Genomic DNA, 19,611 nt, shown 5'->3' on the forward strand with positions numbered 1-19,611 from the left:
CGACCCGTCCGACCCGCCGACCGGCCGACCCCGCCGACCGGTGGACCTTGCCCGGTCGTCGTTCCTGGCCCCCGGCCGGCGGACCCCCTTCCCGCCGGCCGGCCCTCCCTCCTCGGATTCCCCGCCTCACCCCCGTAGCCCTACCTCCCCTTCCCCTCCTCAACTCCCAGCCGGAACAGGCCTGACAGGAAGAGTCATGAACAGTCAGAACACGTACACGCGAGGCGTCCTTCTCTGCCTCCTGGCCACGGTGTCCTGGGGCGCGATGTTCCCCCTCATGGATTCCACCCTCCAGCACATCGACCCGTTCACCTTCACGGTCATGCGGTACACCATCGCCGGCGCGATGTTCCTGGTCTTCCTGCGGATGCGCGAGGGGCGGGAGGGGCTGCGCCTGAAGGGCGAACGCATCGGCCTGGCCTGGCTGTTCGGCACCGCCGGGTTCGCGGGCTTCCAGTTCCTGGTCTTCTTCGGGCAGGACCTCATCGGCGCCCGGGGCGCGCTCAACGCCTCGATCATGATGGCGACCATGCCCATGATGGGCTTCCTGGTGAACTGGGTCATGAAGAAGGTCGTCCCGCCGAAGTTCTCGCTCGTCTTCATCGCGATGTCCTTCGTCGGCACCATCCTGGTCGTCTCCAACGGCGACATCGGCTCCCTGATCGCCTCCCCGAAGGAGGCGGGCGCCGACGCCCTGCTGCTCTTCGCCGCGCTGTGCTGGGTCGTCTACACGTCGGGTGCGAGCTACTTCCCGACCTGGTCCCCGATCAAGTACACGGCGATCACGACGGTCCTCGGGCTCGCGAGCGCCACCGTGATCACGGCGGTCATCCTGGCGGCCGGCGGGGTGCCGGTCCCGACGGCGGGTGCCGTGGGCACGATCCTTCCGCAGCTGGCGTACATGAGCGTCATCGCCGGCTTCGTGGGTGTGCTCGGCTGGAACTTCGGCAACCGCTACCTCGGCCCGCTCAACGGCGTCCTGTTCATGGACGTGGTGCCGGTGACCGCCTTCGTGATCTCCGCCCTGACGGGGGTCGTCCCGGCCGGCGTGCAGATCGTCGGCGCCTCGCTCACGGCGGCGGCGCTGGTCTTCAACAACCTGTACCTGCGGCGCATCGCCAAGGCCGCCCCCGCCGCGTCCCCGGCGCCCGCCGCGTCCGGACCGTCCGTCGGCTCGTCTTCCGGTACGTCCTCCGGTACGGCCTCCGGTTCGGGTTCCGCTTCCGCTCCCGCGCCGGTCGGGTCGGGCACCAGGTCCTGACGCCCCGACCCGTACGGCCCGGGTGCGCGTCCCCGGGAACGCCTATGGCGTGGCCTCCCACACCTCGTGGGGGGCCACGCCGTTTTCCGGTCCCGCGCGGTGGCCTGGCGGCCGATCAGCGGCGCAGGCCTTCGAGGAGGACGGTGCGCAGCTCCTCGTACCGCTCGGTGAGGTCCGAGCGGCCGCTGAGGACGTCGGAGATGTGCTGCATGCCGAAGAAGGCGGAGACGAGGACGCGGGCCGCGGCGCGGGGTTCCACTCCGTCCCGCAGTTGTCCCGCGTCCCGGGCTTCGGCGATGAGGCGGGTGAGGTAGTCCTCCCAGCCGACGTACGGCTCCGGGAGCTCGGCGTCGATGAGGGCGCGCTCGATCTGGAGCCGGGCGCCGGCCTGGACGACGATGTCCCGCGCGAACGCCCGGGTGACCGTGTCGAGGACGGCGGTGAGCATGTCGAACGGCTCCGCGTGGTCGCCCTCGGCGCCCTTGAGGATCTCGGGCCAGCGGGCGTAGTGCTCCTGGACGACCGCGACGGCGAGGGCCTCCTTGTTCGTGTAGTGGAAGTACACCGCGCCCTTGGTCATCTCGGCGCGCTCGGCCACGTCCTGCAGGGTGACGGTCGCGTAGCCGCGCTCCGCGAAGAGCTCGGCCGCCGACTGGAGGATGTGCACCTTCGTACGCCGGGCGCGCTCCTGCTTCGGTTGGCTTCGGGGTGTCGCCATGCCTGTCCGCCTCTCTCGTTCGTATGCCTTGCAATATACATTCTCGAAGGTATATTTCTTGCTGCCGAGGGGCCGCCGAGGTCCCTCGTCGCAACGATGATTCACCTTGAGGGGGAAAAGGATGTCCATCGGTGTGCTGCAGACCGTATTGCCTCTTGAGCCGCTTGAGCCCCTGGAGTCACTGGAGTCTCTCGTGCGGGAGGCCAAGGACGGCCTCAGCTTCGACCGAACGATCTCCCGACGGCTCGTCCACCGCGCCTCGGTGACGGAGGTCTTCCTCACCGACGCGGCCGTCGCCGGCGCGGACCGCTTCCTGATCGGGGCCCAACTGCCCCGCAACCACGCCCTGTACCGCCCGGAGGAGACCGGGCAGTGCGACTTCATGCTCCTCGTCGAGACCGTGCGGCAGGCCGGGATCTACCTGAGCCACCGGCACTACGACGTGCCGCTCGGCCACCACTTCATCTTCAAGGCCCTGTCGCTGCACATCAGCGACCCGGCCGCGCTCCGGGTCGGCGCCGGACCGCTCGCGGTGGTCCTCGACGTGAACGTCGCCACGCCGGGCGGACGGACGGCCGGCATCCCCGGCGCGCGCAACCCGCGGCGCTTCGACGCCCGCTTCGACATGGTGATCGAGGTCGGCGGACGGGAGTGCGCCCGCGCCTCCGCCGGGGTGACCGTGATCGACGGGGTGCGGTACGCCCGCCTCCGGCAGCGGGGCCGTACCGAGGGGACCGTGTCGGCCCGCCCGTCCGCGTACGAGGGAACCGCGCCCGCCCGCCCGTCCGCGTACGAGAGGAAGGGCGGGGCCCCCGGCGACGGACGGGGCGTGCTGCGCCCCGCGCCGGGGACGGCGATACGGCCGGCCGGCACCGGCGAGTGGCGGCTGCACGTCGACCCCACGCACCCCGGGTACTTCGAGCACCCGTCGGACCACGTCCCCGGGATGCTCCTCCTGGAAGCCTTCCGGCAGGCCGCCCTCGAACTCTGTGGAGGGACCGTACTGGCCTCCCTGGAAGCCGAGTTCGCGGTGTTCGGGGAGCTGGGCGAGGCGGTGACCGTCCAAGCGGCGGCGACGACCGCGGGGGACGGCCGGATGCGGCTGTCGGCGACCCAGGGAGGTCGCGTGCTCGCGACGGCGGGGGCCCGCCGCGCGTGAGGGCCGGAGGCGCGACCCGAAGGACGAACGGACCGACGTAGAGGCGTAGAGACGTAGAGACGTAGAAAGGAAAGAGCGATGGAACTCCAGCACTTACGGGCCTTCCGCGAAGTGGCCCGAGAACTCAGCTTCACCCGCGCGGCGCACAACCTGCACTACTCCCAGCCCGCCGTGACCGCGCAGATCAAGGGCCTGGAAGAGGACATGGGGGCGTCGCTGTTCCAGCGGCGCGGCAACCGCTCCGTGGAACTGACGCCGGCCGGGGCGCGCCTGCGTCCGCTGGCGGAACAGATCCTGGAACTGGTCGACACCGCCCAGCACGAGATCGCGGGCCCGGTCGGCGCCGGCGGCCGGGCCAGAGGGGGCAGAGCATGAGCATCGCTCCCGGCCGCGCCGCGTTCTTCGACGTCGACGAGACCCTGATCACCTGCAAGAGCATGGCCTGCGTCCTCGCCCGCTTCTGGGGGCGCGGCGAAGTGGCCGCCCGCAGGTTCGCCGCGGCGCACGCCGAACTCCGGCGCATGATCCGCGAGGGCGTGCCCCGCGAGCAGGTGAACCGAACCTTCTTCCGTTTCCTGGCCGGCAGCCACCTCGACGACCTGGAGACCTGCGGACAGGAGTGGTACGAGAAGGCCCGCACCGGCGGACTCCTCCACACCCCCGTGTACGAGGCGCTCCGACGCCACGCCGGCGCCGGCGACCTCGTCGTCCTCGTCTCCGGAGCCTTCTCCGCCTGCCTGGAGCCGCTGGCCCGCGACATCGGCGCCGACCTCGTCGTGTGCACCGTGCCCGAGGTGACCTCGGAGGGAGTGCTCACCGGGGAACTGGTCGGCCCGCCGATGCTCGGCGAGGCGAAGGGCGAGGCGGCCCGCCGGATCATGACGGCCTTCGGGCTCGGGCCCGAGGAGTGTTTCGCGTACGCCGACGACGAGAGCGACCTGCCGCTGCTGCGCTCCGTCGGTCACCCGGTCCTCGTCGGCGACGGACCGGTCTCCGCACCGCCCTCCGAGACGGCGGGCTGGTCCTGGCTCCCGGGCCCCGCGCCCGCCGCGGCGCCTTCGGCCCCGGCGCCCGCTCCGGGCCGGCCCTCGGCCGCGCGCACGGCCGCGGCGACCGCCCGCAGGCCGGTGACGCAGGCGGCCTGAGAGCCGTCATGAGGCCGCGGACGGCCTGAGGATCTGCCGGGGGCCGCTCGGGAGGGTGCCGCTCTTGTCCTCGCCCTCACGTGCATGACTGTCTTCCCCCGTCCCCCCCCGCACCCCGGAAGGCTCGTTACCGACGTCACCGACGTCACGGGCGAGACCCTCCTCACCGACGTCACACTCGTCATCGCTCAGCGCCTGGAAGACCACGACCCGCCGAGGAAGCCCCGCCGCCACGGAGGCTCCGGGCGGGGGGCGGGGTCGGTAGGCGTGGTCGGGGAGCGGCCGGTCAGGCGGTCGCGGGGCGAGCGGTCGACAGGGACGGTTCGAGGACGTCCCAGACCTCGCGTACGAGATCGGCGGGGCCGGTCGTGTCCGTCGCCCGCACCACGGCGGGGGCCCCGACCAGGAGCGCCACGGCGAGCTGGGCGAGGAGTCCGGCGGGATGGGCGTCGGACACCGAGCCCTCCTCCTGGCCCCTGCGGATCAACAGCTCGACGACACCGCAGAGTTCACCGAGCTGGACGGGGACGGTTCCTTCGGCGCGGGCCGCGTCCATGACCAGGCGGAGGCCGGCGGCGAAGGGCAGGTCCTCGTACACCCTGCGGCTCAGCTCGACGAGCAGTCCGCGCAGGGCGGTCAGTGCCGTGCCCCGTTGGGCGGTGGCGCCCGCCCCCCGGGTGGCGGCGGTGGCGAGGGCGTCGGCCCAGCGCGACTCGAAGGAGCGGGTCAGTTCGCCGGCGAGGTCCGCCTTCGACGAGAAGTGTCCGTAGAGGGCTCCTTTGGTCAGTCCGGTGCGGGCCGTGATGTCGGCCAGGTTCGTCCCCGCGAATCCGTGCAGGGCGAACTCGGCGGCAGCGGCGCCGAGCACCAGGTCGTAGGTCATGCGGGCCCTGTCCTGTTGCTTCACCGAGCGTCCGCCTCCCGTCGCTGTGTTCGTGTTCCTTCGGACCTCCATGGATGCATGACGGCCCCACAGAAAATACCTTCCAGACCGAATCTTTTTCTACTCGCATCAGTACCACCACTCAAGGAGTCCACGTCATGACGGTCGTCGACACGCCCGCTTCCCTCGCCACCGGATACCTGTACGCCGCCGCAGCGCGCCACGCGGAGGGGTCGGAACGGAGCGGACGGCTCCACCCCGAGGTCGTCACCGCGATGACCGCCGCCGGGCTCGCCCGGCACTTCGTCCCGCGCCGCTGGGGCGGCCGGGCCGGCGGGTTCGCCGAACTCCTCGACACCGTCGCCGAGGTGGGGACGGCCTGCGCGTCCACCGCCTGGTGCGGGGCGCTGCTCGCGGCCCACGGCCGGCTCGCCGCGCACCTGCCGGTCGAGGGGCAGCGCGAACTGTGGGGCGACTCGCCGGACACCCGCGTGGCGGCGGCGGTGGTGCCCCCGGCGGGGCGGCTCCGGCGGGTGCCGGGAGGGTGGCGGCTGTCGGGGGAGTGGGCGTTCGCGAGCGGGGTGGAGGACGCGGAGTGGGTGCTGCTCGCCTCGCTCGACCACTCGGGGGCCGGGGCGCCCGGCTACCGGGTCCTGGCGGTGCCGCGTGAACGGGTCGGGATCAGGGAGACGTGGGACGCGGTGGGGCTGCGGGCGACGGGCAGCCACAGCGTGGTGATCGAGGAGGCGGCGGAGGTCTTCGTACCGGAGCACCGCACGTTCCTGCGCGAGACGCTGGTGACGGGGGTGGTGACGGGGGCCGTCGACCCGGGGGAGGGCGCGGCCGGGAGCGAGGCCGGCGACGCGCCCGCCGAGGTGGCCCCGTGCCACCGGGTGCCGTACCAGCTGGTCGCGTCCCTCCAGTTCGCGGCGCCGGCGCTGGGCGCGGCGCGGGGAGCGCTGGAGGCGTGGACGCTGATGACGGGGTTACGCCGCCTCCCGGACGGCCGGCCGCTGACGGAGGACCCGGTGGTCCAGCAGACGCTGTCCCGCAGCGCGGCGGAGATCGACGCGGCGCACCTCCTGCTGAAGGCGGCGGCGACCCGGGCGGACGACTGGCCGGGCGGGGCCGCGGGGGCGAGGGACGCCCGCGAGGCGGTCACCGCGCTCAACCAACGCGACGCGGCGGGGGCCGTGGACCTGCTGGTGGGCGCGGTGGAGCGGCTGATGCGGGCCGGCGGCGCGCGGGGCCTGATCGCGGGCGGCGGCCTGGAGCGCGCCTGGCGCGACGTCCACGCGATAGCCGCGCACGCGGCCCTCCAACCGGCCCCGGCGGCGGCCGCCTACGCGGCGACGGTGTTCCCGACGTCACCCTGAACGCCCGGGGGAGCGACCTAGGACGGGGGCCGTCTCCAGAAGCTCGCCGGGGGCATGAGTCCTCCGCCCCGGCGGCGTCCCCCGGAAGAGCCGGGCGCCGAACTGGGCCGTGAGCCGGGCCATGGCTGGGCCGTGAGCCGCGGCCCTGAGCGGGGGCCCTGAGCGGGGCCCTGAGCTGGGCCCTGAGCCGGGCCCGAAGCCGGGCCGTGAGTCGGGTCCGAAGTCGGGGCCCCAAGCCCGGCCCTGAGCCGCGCCGTGAGTCGGGCCCGAAGTCGGGGCCCTGAGCCGGGCCCTAGGCCGGGCCGTGAGCCGCGCCCCGTGCCGGATCCCGTGCCGGGCCCGAAGCCAGGCCCCGGGCCGGGCTCGAAGCCGGGCCCCAAGCCGGGGCCGTGATCCGGGCCCCAAGCCGGGGCCCGAAGCCGGGCCCCTTCCGGGCCCGAAGCCGGGCCGTGAGTCGGGCCCGAGGCCGGGGCCCCGCGCCGGGCCCCAAGCCCGGGCCCTGAGCCAGGCCCCAAACCGGCCCCCTTCCGGGCCCGAAGCCGGCCCCCGCGCCGGGCCCCAAGCCGGGCCGAGCTGGGGCCCCGAGCCACGCCCCAATCCGCGCCCCCAGCCGAGCCGAACCGACCCCCGCCCCGCGCGCAGCGACCCGCCCCCGCCCCGCCCCTAGATCCGGTGTTCCCTCCAGAACGGACCCAAGTCCCGGTCCGTCGCCGACTGGGCCGCGTGTTTGAAGTCGGCCGTTGTGGCGACGCCCAGCCAGTGGGTGCGTACGTAGGTGCGCAGCATGGTGGCCATTTCCCGGCTGCCCAGGGTTCGTTCCAGGTCGTGCAGGGCGCAGGCGCCGCGGATGTAGACGACGCGGACGTACTCCGAGCGGTGGCCGTCCGCGTAGTACGCCATGGTCCTGTGGAGCGCGGCCGTGTCGCTGGGCCATTCGCCCTGGTCCTCCCAGCAGGTGGCTGTGGGCTCCCCGTAGTACAGCTGGTTCGCGTACTGCGCGAAGGACTCGTCGAGCCACGGTGAGGCGAACTGGTCGTTGCCGACGATGCCGTAGAACCACTGGTGGGCGATCTCGTGGACCACGGCCGACCCTTCCGGTTCCGTCCACAGCAGGACGAGGCCCGGGAACTCCATGCTGCCGAAGTCGTCGAGGTTGTCGCTCATGACGAGGTCGAGCTCGCCGTACGGGTAGTGCCCGAAGCGTCTTCCGAAGTCGTCGACCGAGCCGACGGCCGCCTTCAGGTCGGTCTCGACGCCTTCGGGGGGCGTGGTCGCCGTCCAGTACGCGTTCAGCCGGACCCCGCCGGGCGTCGTCACCGTCCTGGACGTGAAGGGGCCCGCCGCCCACGCGAAGTCCCGCACCCCGTGCGCCACGCTCGTGCTGACGGTCCGGCCGGGTGCGCCGGCGCGCCGGGTGGTGGTGCCGGTCGCGGGGACGACCAGCGCGCGCGGATGGTCGAGGACGACCCGGAAGTCGCCGGCCAGGGTGTGGAAGCTCTCGCCGAAGCCGACGTCCGGGTCGAGGTGCGGGCCCTGCTCGTCGCGTACGGACAGCAGGGGCAGCGCGTTGCCGAGGTAGCGGTACGCGCCGTCCTTCCCGAAGCGGTGCACCCGGTCCGGTACGGCGATGTCGACGTCGAACGACACGCTCGCCCGCGCCCCGTACGGCAGCGGCTCGGGCAGTTCGATCCGGAGCGCGGTGCAGTCGACCGCGAGCGGCCGCGGGGTGCCTCCGGAGACCCGCCCGACCCGCACCGGGGACGGGCTGTCCGGGGCGCCGCAGCCGTCGGTGCCGTTGCCCCACAGCCGCAGGTCGACCGAGGTCAGAGGGGCCCGGGCGGCGTTCCGGAAGGACACCGTCTGGCGGCCGGACCAGTGCGAACCGTCGCCGTCGGCGCGCAGCCGCACGTCGTACGAGGGCCGGTCCGGCGTCGCCGCCGACGGGGCGACCGAGGGGCCGTCGGGTGCCTGCGCCACGGCGGTCTGCGGGGCGAGCAGCAGGAGGGCCGCGAGGGCGAGCAACGGCGCCCGCCAGCCACTGAGCGAGGTCATGCCAGGCACGCTAGAACGCCCGTACGCCCGGACGGGCGGGTTCCGCGATGCGCGTGCGCCTAGAGGTCGCGCCAGAACGGCACCGTCGCCTCCGCTTCCTCCCCGTCCTCCTCGCCCCATCCCCTCGGCGCGGCCGCGGCGTTGAACTCCCGGTCGACGTAGTCGGGTAGGTCGGCGCCGTAGTAGATGACGTCGGTCTGCTGGATCGACAGGACCGGGTGGCCGTGCGTGCCGCGCCCGGCGGGCAGGTACCGGTGGGCGTAGACCGGCACCATCTGCGGCACGGTGGCCAGTTCGGCGCGCGCCGCCGTCACGGCCTCGGCGGGCGCGGCCGGCCGCGGGCCCCATTCCCGCCGCCAGAAGGAGTTGTGCTCGACGTCGAAGAGGACGCCGTCGACCGGCCTCTCCAAGCGCCACCGCAGGTCGTCGCGGTCGGGGCCGCGCCAGTTCGGCCACGGCGACGGGCGGCCGTGCGGGTCGGGCCGGCCCACGGGAAGCCCGGCCGCCAGGAACACCCGGTGGTCGTCGCTGAACGCGAAGCCGAACTCCTCCTCGATCCGGTCGAACTCCGCGTCCGACAGGCCGGGGAGCATCTCGGCCCTTCCCGTCCTCGCCAGCCTGCGGGCTGCTTCCGCGCCCGACCGGGCGCCTTCCTCCATGATCACCCGGTCATCGTAAATGTGGCGATCGGTGCGTTGCCGATCTTTTGGGCGCCCAAGAATCTAAAGCAAGCGCGCTTGATTGTTTCTTTCCCCGCTGCCATGCTCCTTGCGAAGGCCCGTGACCGCCCGTCCCCGAGGGGAGCGCACCGTGTCCGACCCCGTCGTCGTGCTCGACGACCTGCGTGACGAGAGTGACGAACTCGACCGGCTCGTCGCGGAGTTGAGCGACGAGAGATGGGGTGCGCCCACCCCCGCGGCCGGCTGGACCATCGCCCACCAGATCGCGCACCTCGCCTGGACCGACCGCGCCGCGTTCCTCGCGGCCACCGACGCCCAGGCCTTCGCCGCCGAGACGGAGAAGGCGCTCGCCGCCCCCGACCGGTTCGTCGACGAGGGCGCCGAGGAGGGCGCGAAGCTGCCGCCCGCCGAGCTGCTCGCCGACTGGCGGGCGGGGCGCGAGCGGCTCCAGGACGCCCTGCGCGCGGTGCCGGCGGGGGCGAGGTTCCCCTGGTACGGGCCGCCCATGAGCGCCCCCGCCATGGCCACGGCCCGGCTCATGGAGACCTGGGCGCACGGCCAGGACGTCGCCGACGCCCTCGGGATCGTCCGCACCCCGACGGCCCGCCTCCGGCACGTCGCCTGGATCGGCCACCGGGCCCGTGACTACGCCTTCCTGGTACGGGGACTCCCCGTGCCCGCCGAGCCCGTCCGGGTCGAGGTCACCGCCCCCGACGGGGAGTTGTGGACGTACGGGCCCGAGGGCGCCGCCCAGAGGGTCACCGGGCCCGCGCTCGACTTCTGCCTGCTCGTCACCCAGCGCGTCCACCGCGCCGACACCGCCCTCGTCGCCGAAGGCGCCGACGCCGACCGCTGGCTGGACATCGCCCAGGCCTTCGCGGGCCCGGCGGGCCCGGGCCGCACGACCAAGGAGGCCAGCGGTCCCAGCCGCACCGCCGAGGACGCCCCCGGCCCCGGCCGCGCCGCCGAGGAGGCCGCCGGCCCGGGCCGTACGGACGAGGAGGCCCCGGGCCGTACGGCCACGGAGACCCCAGGCAGCAGCCGCACCGCCAAGGAGGCCCCGTGACCGTGCTTCGGATCGGCAACGCCTCCGGCTTCTACGGCGACCGTTTCGACGCCGTCCGCGAGATGCTCACCGGCGGCGGGCCCGATGGCGCGGTCGACGTCCTCACCGGCGACTACCTCGCCGAACTGACCATGCTCATCCTCGGCCGCGACCAGCTCAAGGACCCGGCGGCCGGGTACGCGAAGACCTTCCTGCGCCAGATGGAGGAGGGCCTCGGACTCGCCCACGACCGCGGGATCAGGATCGTCACCAACGCGGGCGGCCTCAACCCCGCCGGGCTCGCCGACGCCCTGCGCGCCCTCGCCGCCAAGCTCGGCCTGCCGACCACCGTCGCGCACGTGGAGGGCGACCGACTCCCCGCCGCGGAAGGGGTGTTGGCCGCCAACGCCTACCTCGGCGGCGCCGGGATCGCCGCCTGCCTCGCCGCCGGCGCCGACGTCGTCGTCACCGGCCGGGTCACCGACGCCGCCCTGGTCACCGGGCCCGCGCAGTGGCACTTCGGCTGGGGCCCCGAGGAGTACGACAAGCTGGCGGGGGCGGTCGTCGCCGGGCACGTCCTGGAGTGCGGCACCCAGGCCACCGGCGGCAACTACGCCTTCTTCCGCGAGCACGACCCGGCGCTCCTGCGCCGCCCCGGCTTCCCGCTCGCCGAACTCCACGAGGACGGCAGCGCCGTCGTCACCAAGCACCCCGGCACCGGCGGCCTCGTCGACGTCGGCACGGTCACGGCCCAGCTCCTGTACGAGACGGCCGGCGCCCGCTACGCCGGCCCCGACGTGACCGCCCGGCTCGACACCGTACGGCTCACCCAGGAGGGCCCCGACCGGGTCCGGATCGACGGCGTACGGGGAGAGGCGCCGCCCCCCACGCTCAAGGTCGGGCTCAGCCGGCTCGGCGGCTTCCGCAACGAGGTCGTGTTCGTCCTGACCGGCCTCGACGTCGAGGAGAAGGCCGCGCTCGTCCGGGACCAGGTCGAGGACGCCCTCGCCGGAACGGACGCCCGCCCCCGCGAGGTCCGCTGGGAACTCGTCAGGACCGACCGGCCCGACGCGGACACCGAGGAGACCGCGAGCGCCCTGCTGCGGCTCGTCGTCCGGGACCCGGCCCCCGGGCCCGTCGGCCGCGCCCTCACCGGCGCGGCGATCGAGCTGGCCCTCGCCAGCTACCCCGGCTTCCACGTCACCGCGCCGCCCGGGAAGGGCGCGCCGTACGGGGTGTTCGGGACCGCGTTCGTACCGGCCGGCGACGTTCCCCACACGGCCGTCCTCCCGGACGGGTCCCGCGTCCCCGTTCCCATACCGGCGCGGACGCGGGAGCTGGAGCCCGTCCCCGAGCCGGCGCTGCCGCAGCCGCTTCCTCCCGGGCCCACCCGGCGCGTCCCGCTCGGCCGGCTCGCCGGCGCCCGCAGCGGCGACAAGGGCGGCGACGCCAACATCGGCGTCTGGGTGCGCACGGACGAGGAGTGGCGCTGGCTCGCGCACACCCTCACCGTGGCGCGGCTGCGGGAGCTCCTCCCGGAGACCGCCGGCCTGGACGTCACCCGGCACGTCCTGCCGAACCTGCGCGCCCTGAACTTCACCGTCGCCGGCATCCTCGGCGACGGCGTCGCCTCACAGGCCCGCTTCGACCCCCAGGCCAAGGCCCTCGGCGAGTGGCTCCGCTCCCGCCACACCGACATCCCTGCCGCGCTGCTACCCGACGTGGCGGAGGACTTCCGGTGACCGCGCTCCTGCCCGACGCACGGGAGGACTTCCGGTGACCGCGCTCCTGCCCCGACGCACGGGAGGACCTCCGGTGACGGCCCTCCCGCCCCACGTACCGGAGGCCATCCGGTGACCGCCCTCCCGCCCGACGTACCGGAGGCCATCCGGTGACCCCCCTCCCGCCCGACGTACCGGAGGAACTCCAGTGACCGTCCTCGCCTCCGCCCTCGACACCGGCGGATCCGACTACGCCGACGCCCGGGCCGCCATGCTCGACAAGCTCACCGCCCTCGACGCCGAGCACGCCAAGTCCCTCGCGGGCGGCGGCGAGAAGTACGTGGCGCGGCACCGTGCGCGCGGCAAGCTGCTCGCCCGCGAGCGGATCGAGCTGCTCGTCGACCCGGACACCCCCTTCCTCGAACTGTCGCCGCTCGCCGCCTGGGGCAGCGACTACGCCGTGGGTGCCTCCCTGATCACCGGGATCGGGGTCGTCGAGGGCGTCGAGTGCCTGATCACGGCCAACGACCCGACCGTACGGGGCGGCGCCTCCAACCCCTGGACGCTGAAGAAGGCCCTCAGGGCCAACGAGATCGCCTTCGCCAACCGGCTGCCGGTGATCTCGCTCGTCGAGTCCGGCGGCGCCGACCTCCCCTCCCAGAAGGAGATCTTCATCCCCGGCGGCGCGCTCTTCCGCGACCTCACCCGCCTCTCCGCCGCCGGCATCCCCACGGTCGCGGTCGTCTTCGGCAACTCGACGGCCGGCGGCGCGTACGTCCCCGGCATGTCCGACCACGCCGTGATGATCAGGGAGCGCTCGAAGGTGTTCCTCGGCGGGCCGCCGCTGGTGAAGATGGCGACGGGGGAGGAGAGCGACGACGAATCCCTCGGCGGCGCCGAGATGCACGCCCGGACGTCCGGGCTCGCCGACCACTACGCCGTCGACGAGCCCGACGCGCTCCGGCAGGCCCGCCGGATCGTGGCCCGGCTCAACCACCGCAAGGCGCACCCGGACCCGGTCACCGCCGCAGAGCCGCCCCGGTACGACGAGGACGAGCTGCTCGGGATCGTCCCCGGCGACCTGAAGACGCCGTTCGACCCGCGCGAGGTGATCGCCCGGATCGTCGACGGCTCGGACTTCGACGAGTTCAAGCCGCTGTACGGGCCGAGCCTGGTCACGGGCTGGGCGACCCTGCACGGCTACCCGGTCGGCGTCCTCGCCAACGCCCAGGGCGTGCTGTTCGGTCCGGAGTCGCAGAAGGCCGCGCAGTTCATCCAGCTCGCCAACCAGCGCGACATCCCGCTCGTCTTCCTCCACAACACCACCGGCTACATGGTGGGCAAGGAGTACGAGCAGGGCGGCATCATCAAGCACGGCGCGATGATGATCAACGCGGTGTCGAACTCGAAGGTCCCCCATCTGTCCGTCCTCATGGGGGCGAGCTACGGCGCCGGGCACTACGGCATGTGCGGCCGGGCCTACGACCCCCGTTTCCTCTTCGCCTGGCCGAGCGCCAAGTCCGCCGTCATGGGCCCCCAGCAGCTCGCCGGTGTCCTGTCCATCGTCGCGCGGGCGAGCGCCGTCGCGAAGGGGCAGCCGTACGACGAGGAGGCCGACGCCGGTCTGCGGGCGCTCGTCGAGGCGCAGATCGAGTCCGAGTCCCTGCCGATGTTCCTCTCGGGCCGGCTGTACGACGACGGGGTCATCGACCCCCGCGACACCCGCACGGTCCTCGGGCTGTGCCTCTCCGCGATCCACACGGCACCGGTCGAGGGCGCGCGAGGCGGCTTCGGCGTCTTCCGAATGTGAGGCCCCTCCCGATGACCTCGATGACCCCGATGACTCCGATGACCTCGATCACCCCGTCCGCGGCCTCGACGACCCCGTCCGCGGCGCCGACGATCTCCACCCTCCTCGTCGCCAACCGCGGCGAGATCGCCTGCCGGGTCTTCCGCACCTGCCGTGAGCTGGGCATCTCCACCGTCGCCGTGTACTCCGACGCGGACGCCGACGCCCTGCACGTACGGGAGGCGGACGCGGCGGTACGGCTGCCGGGGGCCGCGCCCTCGGAGACGTACCTGCGCGGCGACCTGGTGGTGAAGGCGGCGCTCGCGGCCGGCGCGGACGCCGTCCACCCCGGCTACGGCTTCCTCTCCGAGAACGCCGACTTCGCCCGCGCGGTGACCGCCGCCGGTCTCGTCTGGATCGGCCCGCCGCCGGCGGCGATCGAGGCGATGGCGTCGAAGACCCGCGCCAAGGAACTCCTCGGGATCGCGCCCCTCACGGACGTGACCGAGGCGGACCTGCCCGTCCTGGTGAAGGCGGCGGCGGGCGGCGGCGGCCGGGGCATGCGGATCGTACGGGAACTGGCGCACCTGGAAGGCGAGTTGGCGGCCGCGTCGGCGGAGGCGGCGAGCGCCTTCGGGGACGGCGAGGTGTTCGTCGAGCCGTACGTCGAGAACGGGCGGCACGTCGAGGTGCAGCTCCTCTGCGACGCCCACGGCACCGTCTGGGCGCTCGGCACCCGCGACTGCTCCCTCCAGCGGCGCCACCAGAAGGTCGTCGAGGAGGCCCCCGCGCCCGGACTGCCCGCCGCGCTCGAAGCGTCCCTCCTGGACACGGCCGTCCGGGCGGCGAAGGCCGTCGGCTACGTGGGGGCGGGCACGGTCGAGTTCCTGGTGGCCGAAGGGCGTGCCCACTTCCTGGAGATGAACACCCGTCTCCAGGTCGAACACCCCGTGACCGAGGAGGTGTTCGGGGTCGACCTCGTCGCCCTCCAGCTCTCCGTCGCCGAGGGCCGCGCCCTGCCGCCCGAGCCGCCGGCCCCCCGCGGCCATGCGATCGAGGCGCGGCTGTACGCGGAGGACCCGGCGCGGGGATGGGCCCCGCAGACGGGCGTCCTGCACCTCTTCGAACTGCCCCGTGAGGGCCGCGTCCGGCTCGACACCGGGTACGTCTCCGGGGACGCCGTCGGAGTCCACTACGACGCCATGCTCGCCAAGGTGATCGTCCACGCGCCCACCCGCGCCGAGGCGGTCCGCAAGCTGGCCCACGCCCTGGACCGGGCGCGGATCCACGGCCCGGTCACCAACCGCGACCTGCTGGTCGCCTCCCTCCGGCATCCCGAGTTCGGGGACCCCGGGCTGCTGGACACCGGTTTCTACGACCGGAACGGCGCCACGCTGACGGAACCCCGGACCGGTGCGGAGTACGCGGCCGTCGCGGCCGCCCTGGCCGAGGCCGCCGGGCGCGGGGGCCGGTTCGGCGGGGGGTGGCGGAACCTGCGCTCGCAGGACGAGACGCGGACCTACGGGGACCACGAGGTCCGCTACCGGCCGACACGGGACGGCGGGTACGAGGTCACGGCCCCCGAAGGCGTCCGGGTCGTGTCGGCGACCCCGGACCGGGTGCGCCTCGAAGTCGGCGGCGTCGTACGGGACTTCGACGTCACCGCGTACGAGGACGGCACCGTCCACGCGGGACGGCACCGGCTCACCCGCCGCCCCCGCTTCACCGACCCCCGCGAGCAGACCGCCCCCGGGTCCCTGCTCGCACCCATGCCCGGCACCGTCGTGCGGGTCGCGGACGGTCTCGCCGTCGGCGCCCGGGTCGAGGCCGGGCAGCCGCTCCTCTGGCTGGAGGCCATGAAGATGGAGCACCGCGTCATCGCCCCCGCCTCCGGCACGCTCACCGCGCTCCACGCCGCCCCCGGCCGCCAGGTCGAGGTCGGTGCCCTGCTCGCCGTCGTCTCGGACGACGCCACGCCCGACGCAGCACAGGAGGACCAGACCGTATGAGCAGCATGATCGAAAGCGACGAGCTCGTCGCGCTCCGCGCCGCCGTCTCCGCGCTCGGCCACCGGCACGGCCCCGGCTTCGACCGGGCGGCCCTGTGGGCGGAGGCCGGGAAGCTCGGCTACCTGGGGGTGAACCTGCCCGAGGAGTACGGCGGCGGGGGCGGCGGCATGGCCGAGCTGTCGGTCGTCCTCGAAGAGGCGGGCGCGGCGGGCGCGCCGCTCCTGATGATGGTGGTCTCGCCCGCGATCTGCGGCACGGTCATCGCCCGGTTCGGCACGGAGGAGCAGAAGCGGGCCTGGCTGCCGGGGCTCGCCGACGGTTCGCTGACGATGGCGTTCGGCATCACGGAGCCGGACGCCGGCTCGAACTCGCACCGCATCACGACCACGGCCGAGCGGACGGAGGACGGCTGGGTCCTCAACGGCCGCAAGGTGTTCGTGTCGGGCGTCGACATCGCCGACGCGACGCTGATCGTCGGCCGTACGTCGGACGCCCGGACGGGCAGCCTCAAGCCCTGCCTGTTCATCGTGCCGCGCGAGGTCCCCGGCTTCCAGCGGCGGCACATCGAGATGGAACTCGACGCGAACGAGAAGCAGTTCGAGCTGACCCTCGACGACGTGCACCTGCCGGCCGACGCGCTCGTCGGCGACGAGGACGCGGGTCTGCTCCAGCTCTTCGCGGGCCTCAACCCGGAGCGCATCATGACGGCGGCGTTCGCGATCGGCATGGGCCGGTACGCGCTCGCGCAGGCCGTGAAGTACGCCAAGGAGCGGCAGGTCTGGAAGGCCCCGATCGGCGCCCACCAGGCGATCGCGCACCCGCTGGCCCAGGCCCACATCGAGCTGGAGCTGGCCCGGCTGATGATGGCGAAGGCGGCGCAGCTCTACGACGCGGGCGACGACATGGGGGCGGGGGAGGCCGCCAACATGGCGAAGTACGCGGCGGCGGAGGCCTGTGTGAGGGCCGTCGACCAGGCGGTCCACACCCTCGGCGGCAACGGCCTGACCAAGGAGTTCGGCCTTGCCCGGCTGGTCACGGCGGCCCGGGTGGCCCGGATCGCCCCGGTCAGCCGCGAGATGATCCTCAACTACGTGTCGCACCAGACGCTGGGGCTGCCCAAGTCGTACTGAGGCGGCGGGGAGACGCACTGTCCCCGCCGGGCGGGCGGCGGGGGCGTGCGTCTCCCGGCCGGGCGGCGGGGGCCGGGCGTCTCCCGGCCGGGCGGCGGAGGCCGGCGGTCTCATTTCCGTAGAGTCGGCCACCGGTTGTGAACATCCTGTGTACGATCCACGACACTTCGCACACGCTCACAGCCCCCGGAGCCGCACGTGTACCCGCCTCAGCCGCCCGCGTTCCAGCCCCCGCCGCCGTTCCATCCCCCCGCGCCCCCGCGGCGCTGGTGGCAGCACTCGGCACTGATCATCTGTCTCCTCGTCGTCTTTCCCCCGGCGGGCATAGCCCTGGTCTGGACGAGCCGTTGGAGCCAGAACAAGAAGATCATCGCGACCGTGCTCGGCGCGCTCTGGTTCCTGCTGTTCCTCCTGACCGACTCCCCCGAGCAGAAGAAGGACGAGGCGAAGGCCGACCCGAAGCCGGCGGCGACGGCCGCCGCCACGCCGACCCCGACGCCCACGCCGACACCGTCGCCGACGGAGGACGCCCCGGCCATGCCCCAGCTGGTGGGCGGCACCTACGCGGACGCCGCACAGCTCCTCAAGGACAACAAGGGCCGGGCGTACGGCGCGTACAAGGACGTCGTCCCGCCCGCCGACGCCGCCGACTGGACGGTCTGCTTCCAGCGCCCGGACGCCGGCGCGCCGGTCGGATCCACGGTGCCGGTCGTGTACCTGACGGAGCCGGGCGTCCCCTGCCCGAAGTCCACCAGCGAACTGCTCCACAAGCCGACCCCGAAGCCCACGCCGACCACCCAGAAGCCGAAGCCGACACCCACGCCCGAGCCGACCCGTACCCGGGCGCCGGAGCCGGAGCCGACCGAGGACGCCGGTGACGGCTCGTCCGGGGGCGGCGGCAGCGTCTCCTACCGCAACTGCGCGGCCGTCCGCGCCGCCGGCGCCGCCCCCATCCACGCGGGCGACCCGGGCTACGGCCGCCACCTCGACCGCGACGGCGACGGCGTGGGCTGCGAGGGCTGACGCGGCCCCCACCCGCTCCTGTCAGGCGACGGCGGCCTCCACCCGCCCCTGTCAGGCGACGGCGGTTCCCTCCAGCTCGACCAGCTGGCCGGGGACCGCCAGTCGTGTCACGCCGAGCATCGTCATCGTCGGCGTCACCCCGGCGGCCGCCAGCCGCGCCACGAGCCCGCCGTAGTGCTGGAACAGCAGGTCGACGTCGGTCGTGTAGACACCGAGCCGCACGAGGTTCGCCAGGGACATCCCGGCCCCGGCGAGCACGGCCTCCAGGTTGTCGGTGCTCAGGGCCAGCTGCGCCGCCATGTCACCGTCGTGCCGGGGCCTGCCGTCGCCGTCCATGGCGGTCTGGCCCGAGATGTACAGGGTCCGGGTCTGCCCGGAGACGACCACGCCCTGGTCGAAGCCCAGTCCCGTCGACCACGTCACCGGATTGACAGCCGTTCGCTGCATCGCCGCATCAACTCCACTCGTTCCTTGGGTGATCCGGAGCCTGCCAAGCAATCACGACACCCTCGGTCAGGTATTCCGTTAGCGTTCGCGCATGCGCGCCGACCGGCTGGTCTCCCTGGTGCTCCTGCTGCGCCGGCACGGCCGGCTGACCGCGGGCGCCCTGGCCCGTGAGCTGGAGGTGTCGACCCGGACCGTGCTCCGCGACATCGAGGCACTGTCCGCCGCCGGAGTCCCGGTCTACGCCGAACGCGGCCGCCACGGCGGCTTCTCGCTGCTGCCCGGCTTCCGTACCGAGCTGACCGGACTGAACCACGACGAGGCCCTCGCCCTCCTGGCCGCCGGACCGGGCCCCGCCGAGCGGGTCATCGGCCTCGGCCCGTCGCTCGCCTCGGCCCTGCGGAAGGTGGTCGACGCGCTGCCCGAGGGTCACCGGGCCACCGCGAGCGACGCGGCCCGGCGCTTCCTCGTCGACCCCGAGACCGACCTGCTCTCCCGCCGGCGAACCACCGAAGAGGTACCTGGCAATGTGCTGGCAGAGGTCCGGCGCGCGGTGCTCACCGGGCACAGGCTGCGCATCCACTACGCGGCCGCGGGCGAGCCGCCCCGGTGGCGGACCGTGGACCCGATCGGCCTGGTCACCGTGCGGGACCGGGGCTACCTGCTGGCCACCAGAGCCGGCGAGGACCGCACCTACCGGCTGTCGCGGGTGCGGGCCGCCGAGGAACTCCCCGAAGCGGCGGACCGCCCGGACCGCGTCGACCTGGACCGGGTCTGGCGGGAGCGCACCGCGCGGTTCCTCTCCGACGGCCACCTCACCGTGCTCGTACGGGTCACCCCGGCGCGAAGGGAGGAACTCCTCGGCACCGCGGTGGCCGCCCGCACGGAGGAACCGGAGGAAGACGGCCGCCTGCGCCTGGAACTGACCTTCCAGGACGCCCGGCACGCCGAATGGGCCCTGTGGCAACTGGGCCCGGACGCGGAGGCCCTGAACCCCCCGTCCCTGCGCACCGCCCTACGGGCCCGCGCGGCGGCGATCGTCGCGCAGTACGGAGACGGGGACGGCGGCGGTAGCGGGGACGCCGGGACTCTGTCATAAACCATGCATGCATGCTTGATTGTTTCGATGGAGTGCTGACAAGGTCTCCCCAAGTCGTCGTGACTCACGCGATCCTG

General features: G+C 73.8%; 17 protein-coding genes. 12 read left to right on the forward strand and 5 right to left on the reverse strand.

Features of this window, described 5'->3' with window-relative positions:
* The first annotated feature begins 196 nt into the window (after nucleotides 1-196).
* Nucleotides 197-1,261 (forward strand): DMT family transporter, encoded by a 1,065-nt coding sequence (locus DEJ43_RS20920; RefSeq protein ID WP_015035378.1) that lies wholly within the window; start codon nucleotides 197-199, stop codon nucleotides 1,259-1,261.
* Nucleotides 1,262-1,376: 115 nt separating this feature from the next.
* Here the strand turns inward: DEJ43_RS20920 and DEJ43_RS20925 are convergent, their stop codons facing one another.
* A complete protein-coding gene (locus DEJ43_RS20925; protein ID WP_015035379.1) occupies nucleotides 1,377-1,979 on the reverse strand; it encodes a ScbR family autoregulator-binding transcription factor in 603 nt (200 codons plus the stop codon).
* Nucleotides 1,980-2,112: 133 nt separating this feature from the next.
* Here DEJ43_RS20925 and DEJ43_RS20930 point away from each other — a divergent pair, with 133 nt between their 5' ends.
* The 3 genes from DEJ43_RS20930 (at nucleotide 2,113) to DEJ43_RS20940 (ending at nucleotide 4,283) form a co-directional block, all read left to right on the forward strand.
* Complete coding sequence (locus DEJ43_RS20930; RefSeq protein WP_158506265.1) at nucleotides 2,113-3,138, forward strand: ScbA/BarX family gamma-butyrolactone biosynthesis protein; 1,026 nt, start codon at nucleotides 2,113-2,115, stop codon at nucleotides 3,136-3,138.
* 78 nt (nucleotides 3,139-3,216) lie between these two features.
* Nucleotides 3,217-3,513 (forward strand): LysR family transcriptional regulator, encoded by a 297-nt coding sequence (locus tag DEJ43_RS20935; protein WP_015035381.1) that lies wholly within the window; start codon nucleotides 3,217-3,219, stop codon nucleotides 3,511-3,513.
* Nucleotides 3,510-4,283 (forward strand): HAD family hydrolase, encoded by a 774-nt coding sequence (locus tag DEJ43_RS20940; protein WP_015035382.1) that lies wholly within the window; start codon nucleotides 3,510-3,512, stop codon nucleotides 4,281-4,283. The genes DEJ43_RS20935 and DEJ43_RS20940 overlap by 4 nt, the downstream gene beginning before the upstream one ends.
* 286 nt (nucleotides 4,284-4,569) lie before the next feature.
* Here DEJ43_RS20940 and DEJ43_RS38575 read toward each other — a convergent pair whose 3' ends face one another.
* Nucleotides 4,570-5,166 (reverse strand): TetR/AcrR family transcriptional regulator, encoded by a 597-nt coding sequence (locus tag DEJ43_RS38575; protein ID WP_051025910.1) that lies wholly within the window; start codon nucleotides 5,164-5,166, stop codon nucleotides 4,570-4,572.
* 158 nt (nucleotides 5,167-5,324) lie between these two features.
* Here DEJ43_RS38575 and DEJ43_RS20950 point away from each other — a divergent pair, with 158 nt between their 5' ends.
* Nucleotides 5,325-6,542: an acyl-CoA dehydrogenase family protein gene (locus tag DEJ43_RS20950; RefSeq protein WP_015035385.1), complete on the forward strand. Its 1,218-nt coding sequence runs from the start codon at nucleotides 5,325-5,327 to the stop codon at nucleotides 6,540-6,542.
* 663 nt (nucleotides 6,543-7,205) lie between these two features.
* Here the strand turns inward: DEJ43_RS20950 and DEJ43_RS20960 are convergent.
* Entirely contained in the window at nucleotides 7,206-8,594 is a 1,389-nt protein-coding gene (locus tag DEJ43_RS20960) for a M1 family metallopeptidase (RefSeq protein ID WP_015035386.1), read from the reverse strand.
* Between the two features lie 59 nt (nucleotides 8,595-8,653).
* Entirely contained in the window at nucleotides 8,654-9,253 is a 600-nt protein-coding gene (locus DEJ43_RS20965) for a hypothetical protein (protein ID WP_015035387.1), read from the reverse strand.
* A gap of 151 nt (nucleotides 9,254-9,404) precedes the next feature.
* On the opposite strand from DEJ43_RS20965, the gene DEJ43_RS20970 reads away from it, so the two are divergent.
* From DEJ43_RS20970 to DEJ43_RS38790, 6 genes are all read left to right on the forward strand, one after another.
* Complete coding sequence (locus DEJ43_RS20970) at nucleotides 9,405-10,340, forward strand: TIGR03084 family metal-binding protein (RefSeq protein ID WP_078508707.1); 936 nt, start codon at nucleotides 9,405-9,407, stop codon at nucleotides 10,338-10,340.
* Nucleotides 10,337-12,061, forward strand: coding sequence for an acyclic terpene utilization AtuA family protein (locus DEJ43_RS20975; RefSeq protein ID WP_015035389.1), 1,725 nt, complete (start codon nucleotides 10,337-10,339; stop codon nucleotides 12,059-12,061). The genes DEJ43_RS20970 and DEJ43_RS20975 overlap by 4 nt, the downstream gene beginning before the upstream one ends.
* Nucleotides 12,062-12,248: 187 nt before the next feature.
* Entirely contained in the window at nucleotides 12,249-13,850 is a 1,602-nt protein-coding gene (locus DEJ43_RS20980; protein WP_015035390.1) for an acyl-CoA carboxylase subunit beta, read from the forward strand.
* A gap of 38 nt (nucleotides 13,851-13,888) precedes the next feature.
* On the forward strand, nucleotides 13,889-15,838 hold the full coding sequence (locus DEJ43_RS20985; protein ID WP_051026128.1) for an acetyl/propionyl/methylcrotonyl-CoA carboxylase subunit alpha: 1,950 nt from the start codon (nucleotides 13,889-13,891) through the stop codon (nucleotides 15,836-15,838).
* Complete coding sequence (locus DEJ43_RS20990) at nucleotides 15,835-16,968, forward strand: acyl-CoA dehydrogenase family protein (protein WP_015035392.1); 1,134 nt, start codon at nucleotides 15,835-15,837, stop codon at nucleotides 16,966-16,968. The genes DEJ43_RS20985 and DEJ43_RS20990 overlap by 4 nt, the downstream gene beginning before the upstream one ends.
* 198 nt (nucleotides 16,969-17,166) lie before the next feature.
* On the forward strand, nucleotides 17,167-17,991 hold the full coding sequence (locus tag DEJ43_RS38790) for an excalibur calcium-binding domain-containing protein (RefSeq protein WP_015035393.1): 825 nt from the start codon (nucleotides 17,167-17,169) through the stop codon (nucleotides 17,989-17,991).
* Nucleotides 17,992-18,042: 51 nt separating this feature from the next.
* Here DEJ43_RS38790 and DEJ43_RS21005 read toward each other — a convergent pair whose 3' ends face one another.
* On the reverse strand, nucleotides 18,043-18,438 hold the full coding sequence (locus tag DEJ43_RS21005; RefSeq protein ID WP_041662747.1) for a RidA family protein: 396 nt from the start codon (nucleotides 18,436-18,438) through the stop codon (nucleotides 18,043-18,045).
* A gap of 91 nt (nucleotides 18,439-18,529) precedes the next feature.
* Here DEJ43_RS21005 and DEJ43_RS21010 point away from each other — a divergent pair, with 91 nt between their 5' ends.
* A complete protein-coding gene (locus tag DEJ43_RS21010; protein ID WP_015035395.1) occupies nucleotides 18,530-19,534 on the forward strand; it encodes a helix-turn-helix transcriptional regulator in 1,005 nt (334 codons plus the stop codon).
* Nucleotides 19,535-19,611: the final 77 nt, after the last annotated feature.

This window comes from Streptomyces venezuelae ATCC 10712 (assembly GCF_008639165.1).
GTDB classification, from domain to species: Bacteria; Actinomycetota; Actinomycetes; order Streptomycetales; family Streptomycetaceae; genus Streptomyces; species Streptomyces venezuelae.

What these genes read in the sequence shown, in the direction of transcription:
- DEJ43_RS20920 (WP_015035378.1), top strand. Translation starts at nt 197, where the DNA reads ATGAACAGTCAGAACACGTACACGCGAGGCGTCCTTCTCTGCCTCCTG.
- DEJ43_RS20925 (WP_015035379.1), bottom strand. Translation starts at nt 1,979, where the DNA reads ATGGCGACACCCCGAAGCCAACCGAAGCAGGAGCGCGCCCGGCGTACG.
- DEJ43_RS20935 (WP_015035381.1), top strand. Translation starts at nt 3,217, where the DNA reads ATGGAACTCCAGCACTTACGGGCCTTCCGCGAAGTGGCCCGAGAACTC.
- DEJ43_RS20940 (WP_015035382.1), top strand. Translation starts at nt 3,510, where the DNA reads ATGAGCATCGCTCCCGGCCGCGCCGCGTTCTTCGACGTCGACGAGACC.
- DEJ43_RS38575 (WP_051025910.1), bottom strand. Translation starts at nt 5,166, where the DNA reads ATGACCTACGACCTGGTGCTCGGCGCCGCTGCCGCCGAGTTCGCCCTG.
- DEJ43_RS20950 (WP_015035385.1), top strand. Translation starts at nt 5,325, where the DNA reads ATGACGGTCGTCGACACGCCCGCTTCCCTCGCCACCGGATACCTGTAC.
- DEJ43_RS20960 (WP_015035386.1), bottom strand. Translation starts at nt 8,594, where the DNA reads ATGACCTCGCTCAGTGGCTGGCGGGCGCCGTTGCTCGCCCTCGCGGCC.
- DEJ43_RS20965 (WP_015035387.1), bottom strand. Translation starts at nt 9,253, where the DNA reads ATGGAGGAAGGCGCCCGGTCGGGCGCGGAAGCAGCCCGCAGGCTGGCG.
- DEJ43_RS20985 (WP_051026128.1), top strand. Translation starts at nt 13,889, where the DNA reads ATGACCTCGATCACCCCGTCCGCGGCCTCGACGACCCCGTCCGCGGCG.
- DEJ43_RS20990 (WP_015035392.1), top strand. Translation starts at nt 15,835, where the DNA reads ATGAGCAGCATGATCGAAAGCGACGAGCTCGTCGCGCTCCGCGCCGCC.
- DEJ43_RS21005 (WP_041662747.1), bottom strand. Translation starts at nt 18,438, where the DNA reads ATGCAGCGAACGGCTGTCAATCCGGTGACGTGGTCGACGGGACTGGGC.
- DEJ43_RS21010 (WP_015035395.1), top strand. Translation starts at nt 18,530, where the DNA reads ATGCGCGCCGACCGGCTGGTCTCCCTGGTGCTCCTGCTGCGCCGGCAC.